Here is a 4,417-nt window from a genome sequence, read left to right as displayed (position 1 = left end):
CAGAAGGCAAGGCGGACGGTACCCGGAAGGCTGTTCTTCTTCCGGAGGGTCGGCGTTGAGGGCCTGACGGGGCTTTGCGGCACAGCCGTTCGCCGCGCGGGCGCGCGTGAGGAAGCAATGGGAGCCGGGCCACGGAATCAGATTCCCATGAAAAAGGCGCCGCCCCGGTCAAAAGACCAAGACGGCGCCTTCGAAGGGACTCATCCCCGACGGGCGTGTGAGACGTTCAAGCGTTCAGCCGCTCACCCAATCGTTTCATCGAACGGCAGAAACGCGTCCTTCGGGTGCCCGCAGTCCGGGCAGACGAAGTAGTCGGGCAGCGCCGAGAACGGCGTCCCCGGGTCGATCCCCTGCTCGGGGCAGCCTTCTTCCGGGTCGTAGACGTGCCAGCAGACCTTGCACTGCATGCGGGTGTCGTCCCCGATGCGGGCGTTCCGGGTCTGCTCCAGCATCGCCTCGACTTCGGCGCTCGTCGAAAAACGGGGTTCCTTGGCTTCCGTCATTCTTGTCGTTTATTCCTTCGGGTGGGTTGATGAAGTGTCAGTGCGGCCTGCGGGCCCGGCTTACGCCGTCGTCCCGCCGAAGACCCCGCGCTCCAGGTCCTGCGAGACCCAGTCGATCAGTTCCCCACACTTCGTCACGGTGTCCTTGAACTCTTCGTTCGCGATCGGCACTTCAGGCGGAATCTGCGCGACGACGTAGCTCTCCATCAGGGTCTTCCCGATGTTGTTCGTGATCGTGCTGTGCCACAAGCCCCGGATCGCGGTCTGCTGGATGCGGGAGTCGGAAAAGCCGCGAAGCTCCACGTCGACCTTCCCGCGCCCGAGCGTGGAATAGAGCGCCGTGCGGTCGCCGGGCGACATCGGCTGGCGCGTCAATTCGATCGCGAAGACCGGGTCTTCGGGCATCACGCTGAAGTCCGCCTCCCGGATCTGGTGGCGGAGCTCTTCGATGATCGCCGGGGCGGCGAAGACGTCCGGGCCGCGGTTGACGACGTCAGGGACAGCGTCAAGACCTGTGTTCGCCAAGACCGTCACGCAGCGCGGAAGGCGCGCCAAAACGAACGAACCGGCGCCCGCTTTGCCGTTTTCCACGCGCCAGAGCCCCGGGACGCCCGTGTCGCCCACCTTCGCCTCGCCGCCGCAGAGCGTGATGCGCACTTCGCCTTCGCCGATCGTCGCGAGCAGGAAGTCGAGCGTCGCGCCGTCCATTTCGGAAAAGTCCCAGACGTGGTGGAGCGGTTCCTTCTCATCGGGGCCCTCGAGGTACGCCTGCGCGAGGTCGCGGACCGTTTCGAGGAACGTCACGGTCTGCTGCGCCGCCCGGCGCGCCACGTCGGGCGGAAGCTTGTCGACGGCGTTCCATCGTTCGGCGTTCACCATCCATTCCGAGGCCATAGGGGGTTTCTCCTTGAAGTTTCGGTATTTCTGAATTCGTGTCCTGTGGGTGGGTGCGTGAAGACAGGCGGCTTCGGGCTCAGTCTTCCGCCTGCTTCGTGAGCACCGCGATCGTGCGCTTCTGCGGGGCCGTGCGGGAGGCGATTTCGGCCAACCCCGCTTCGTAGGCGCCCCAGTCGGAGAGGCCTTCGACGGCGCCCAAGAACGCTTCCCCGCGGAAGAGCGCGACGGCCGGGAGCTTTCGCATCCCCCAGCGGGCGGCCAACGCCCGGCCCACGGCCGTGTCGGTCACCCAGGCGCTCTCGACCTGCGGGAGCGTCTTCTTCACTTCCGGGGCGATCACGACGATGTCGAGCGTTTCCTTCTGCTTGTTCGGATCGTCCGCGAAGACGACGAACTTCAGACCCGGCGCCTTCACCATGGCGTCGACCTCGGCTTCGCCGAATTCGGTGAACCCTTCCTTCTCGCGCATGCGCACGAATCCGGGATGGGTGGCGGGATCGATGACGACGACCTTCGTAAAGCGGCTCATGCGCGGTTCTCCTTCTGCGCCCTCAGCTGGGCCTTCAAATGTTCGGGCAACCCGTGGTCCGGGTCGTTGAGATCGGGAAAGCCCGTCGCGACGGCGCGGTCGGCGTCCTCCTGCGTGAAGACGGTGCCCGCAGGCGCATCCAACCCGCTCATCACGTCTGCGAGGGCGCCCAACGCCCGATCGGTCTCTTCGGCTTCCTCTTCCGTCATGGTGCGCAGCGCCTGATCGATGAAGACGGAGAGAATCGTGCCGGGCGGGACCTCGCCCACCAGCATCGTGTTGACGCGGCGCGTGCGGCCCGCGCGTTCGCAAAGTGCGGTGAAGCCGTCCGATTCGACGACCCGCATCGGTAGAGCGATGCACATGCGTCCGTCACCTCCCAATCGTGAAACTGTTCTTCTTCAAAAAACGGGCGGAACGCCGGGGTGCTTTCCGGTTCACCGGCACCACCGGCGTCCGCACCTTCAAATCCGTTCGTTGTCGCGTCCTGCGGTTCCCTTCAGACCTCAAAGATCTTCGAAGGGATTCTCGCGGTGGCCGGCGACGCGGCGCATGAAGCGCTCGTCGCCTGCGCGGCAGGCGTCGTCGTCCGAGGGGCGGCCCGCTTCGTACGCGTCCATCTCGAGCTCGTCCCAGGCAAGCGGCGGGAGCGCCGCGCGCTCTTCTTCAGTACGTTCTTCGAGCTGATACCCCCAGTCGGCCATCACCTTCGCGGCCGCGTCCATGGCGTCCGCAAGACGCGCGCGGCACGTGGCCGAAAGGCTCCCGCCGTAGTCGTCCAGGACTTCGGGCTGCACGCCCACGACGACGAGGGACTCCGGGGTGGACCCCATCATCTCGGCCATCGCGAGGAGGTCGTTCAAACCCGTCTGGTGGGGAGAAATCTTGGTGGAGCGCCAGAGCGAGACTTCCTCGCCCGAGAGCACGCGGAAAGTGCCCGGTTCGCTCTTGAAGTCGCAGCAGTCGAAGACGAGGATCCGCCGGCTCGACGTGATCTCGTTGATGAGGTAGTTCCCGAGCGTGCCGCCGTCCATCACGTCGACGCCGGGCACGTCCCGGAAGCGCTTGTGGAAGCACGACGCCGCGCGCGGCCCGAAGCCTTCGTCCGCCCAAAGAATGTTCCCGATCCCGATGACGAGCACGTCACGCGACCAGCTGCCTTGCTCTGCGTTCACTCTGTTCTCCGTTGCGAGGGGGTCTCTTTTGATGCCTTCCATTATGCGGTTTCGCTTGCGCCCCCGCCATCCCCAAGAGGATTGGGAAACTTCCTCCGTTCGGCTTAATCCGCGGAAAGGTGTCGACCCGCGGGACACTCTCCCGGATGGGGTGAATAGCCGCCTTTTCACGACGTCGGGCGGGTTTTCCGCAGGCGCTTTCACGCGTTCGGCCACCCCGTCGGCGCGCCCCGTCACGCCCCGTTGCTTCTTCGTCCCGGACAGTTTCGAGGGACGCCTCTCAAGCGGTTCCGGAGGGGCTCCACCTCCCGCCGCCTCCCGACATCCTTCCGTGAGCCACACATTCGTGGCACAATGAGGAGAAGCGTTCTGCGCGAAAAGCGCAGGCTTTCCGTGAGGAAGGACCACAACGCACCCGACACCCACCGCGGAGCATCGCCATGCCCACCAAGAAGACCAAACCGGCCGCCGGGAACGACGCCGGACAGACCGCTCAAAAAACCCCCGAATCCGTTGAAGCCGCTGAAGCCGCAGAAGCTGCGGAGAGCACCGGCAAAAAGGGCTACCACCCCTCGGGCCCGCGTTCGCACCCCGACGTCGTGCGCCGCCACTCGCCCTACCTCCGCGACGAGGACGGCAACTACCAGCCCGCGATGCGCTCGGTCGTGCGCTTCCGCTGCAGCGCGGACCTGCTCGAATTCTGCAAGGGCGCGGGGAGCATGTACATCCGCCGCATCCTGCAGCCCTACGCCGAACTGGTGATGAACCAGAAGAACTATCCGGGCCGCAAGGAGGCGAACGAGCTTCTCTCGCCCCAGTTGATCGAGCCCGCGATCGAGTCGATCGAACGCTGGGAGGCGTTGGCGTCCTGCGGCTTCCCCTCGCCCGCGCTCGACTACGCGCAGGATTCGCTGAACCTGAACGACTACTTCCTCAACCACCCGAGCGCCACGTTCGCGATCACCGCGCGCGGCGACTCGATGATCGACTACGGGATCTACGACGGCGACATCCTCTTCGTCGACCGCGCCGCGGAGGCCCGCACCGGGGACATCGTGCTCGCGTTCGTCGACGGGAACTACACCGTGAAGGAAATCGACCTCACCGACAAGGTCCCGAAGCTTCACCCCTACAACGCGAACGAAAACTACCCGGTCATCATCCCGAAGGACCTCGAGAACTTCTGGATCGAAGGCGTCGTGGTGAGCCTCGGCCGACGCTTCCACCGCCGTCCGAGGACGCTGCGCCGTTCGCGGTTCTCGGAATAACCGTTGAAACGTCTCTCCGGGGCGGCTTTCAGCCGCCCCGGGAGG

General features: G+C 65.4%; 6 protein-coding genes. 1 reads left to right on the top strand and 5 read right to left on the bottom strand.

Features of this window, described 5'->3' with window-relative positions; genetic code table 11:
* Positions 1 to 242: 242 nt before the first annotated feature.
* The 5 genes from HMPREF9440_RS01545 to HMPREF9440_RS01525 all read right to left on the bottom strand — a co-directional run bounded on the left by HMPREF9440_RS01545 (position 243) and on the right by HMPREF9440_RS01525 (position 3,104).
* Entirely contained in the window at positions 243 to 503 is a 261-nt protein-coding gene (locus HMPREF9440_RS01545) for a rubredoxin (protein WP_008540828.1), read from the bottom strand.
* A gap of 60 nt (positions 504 to 563) precedes the next feature.
* Complete coding sequence (locus HMPREF9440_RS01540) at positions 564 to 1,397, bottom strand: hydrogenase expression/formation C-terminal domain-containing protein (protein WP_008540827.1); 834 nt, start codon at positions 1,395 to 1,397, stop codon at positions 564 to 566.
* 79 nt (positions 1,398 to 1,476) lie between these two features.
* A complete protein-coding gene (locus HMPREF9440_RS01535; protein WP_008540826.1) occupies positions 1,477 to 1,929 on the bottom strand; it encodes a thioredoxin domain-containing protein in 453 nt (150 codons plus the stop codon).
* Positions 1,926 to 2,294, bottom strand: a complete 369-nt coding sequence (locus tag HMPREF9440_RS01530; RefSeq protein ID WP_008540824.1) for a HypC/HybG/HupF family hydrogenase formation chaperone — start codon at positions 2,292 to 2,294, stop codon at positions 1,926 to 1,928. The genes HMPREF9440_RS01535 and HMPREF9440_RS01530 overlap by 4 nt, the downstream gene beginning before the upstream one ends.
* 141 nt (positions 2,295 to 2,435) lie before the next feature.
* Positions 2,436 to 3,104, bottom strand: a complete 669-nt coding sequence (locus HMPREF9440_RS01525; RefSeq protein ID WP_040763196.1) for a HyaD/HybD family hydrogenase maturation endopeptidase — start codon at positions 3,102 to 3,104, stop codon at positions 2,436 to 2,438.
* Between the two features lie 440 nt (positions 3,105 to 3,544).
* On the opposite strand from HMPREF9440_RS01525, the gene HMPREF9440_RS10345 reads away from it, so the two are divergent.
* Positions 3,545 to 4,372, top strand: a complete 828-nt coding sequence (locus tag HMPREF9440_RS10345; protein ID WP_008540818.1) for a LexA family protein — start codon at positions 3,545 to 3,547, stop codon at positions 4,370 to 4,372.
* Positions 4,373 to 4,417: the final 45 nt, after the last annotated feature.

The sequence above is a fragment of the Sutterella parvirubra YIT 11816 genome (genome assembly GCF_000250875.1).
GTDB lineage: Bacteria > Pseudomonadota > Gammaproteobacteria > Burkholderiales > Burkholderiaceae_F > Sutterella > Sutterella parvirubra.
The sequence above is the reverse complement of the archived record's forward strand: the minus strand, read 5'-3'. Positions and strand labels throughout refer to the sequence as shown.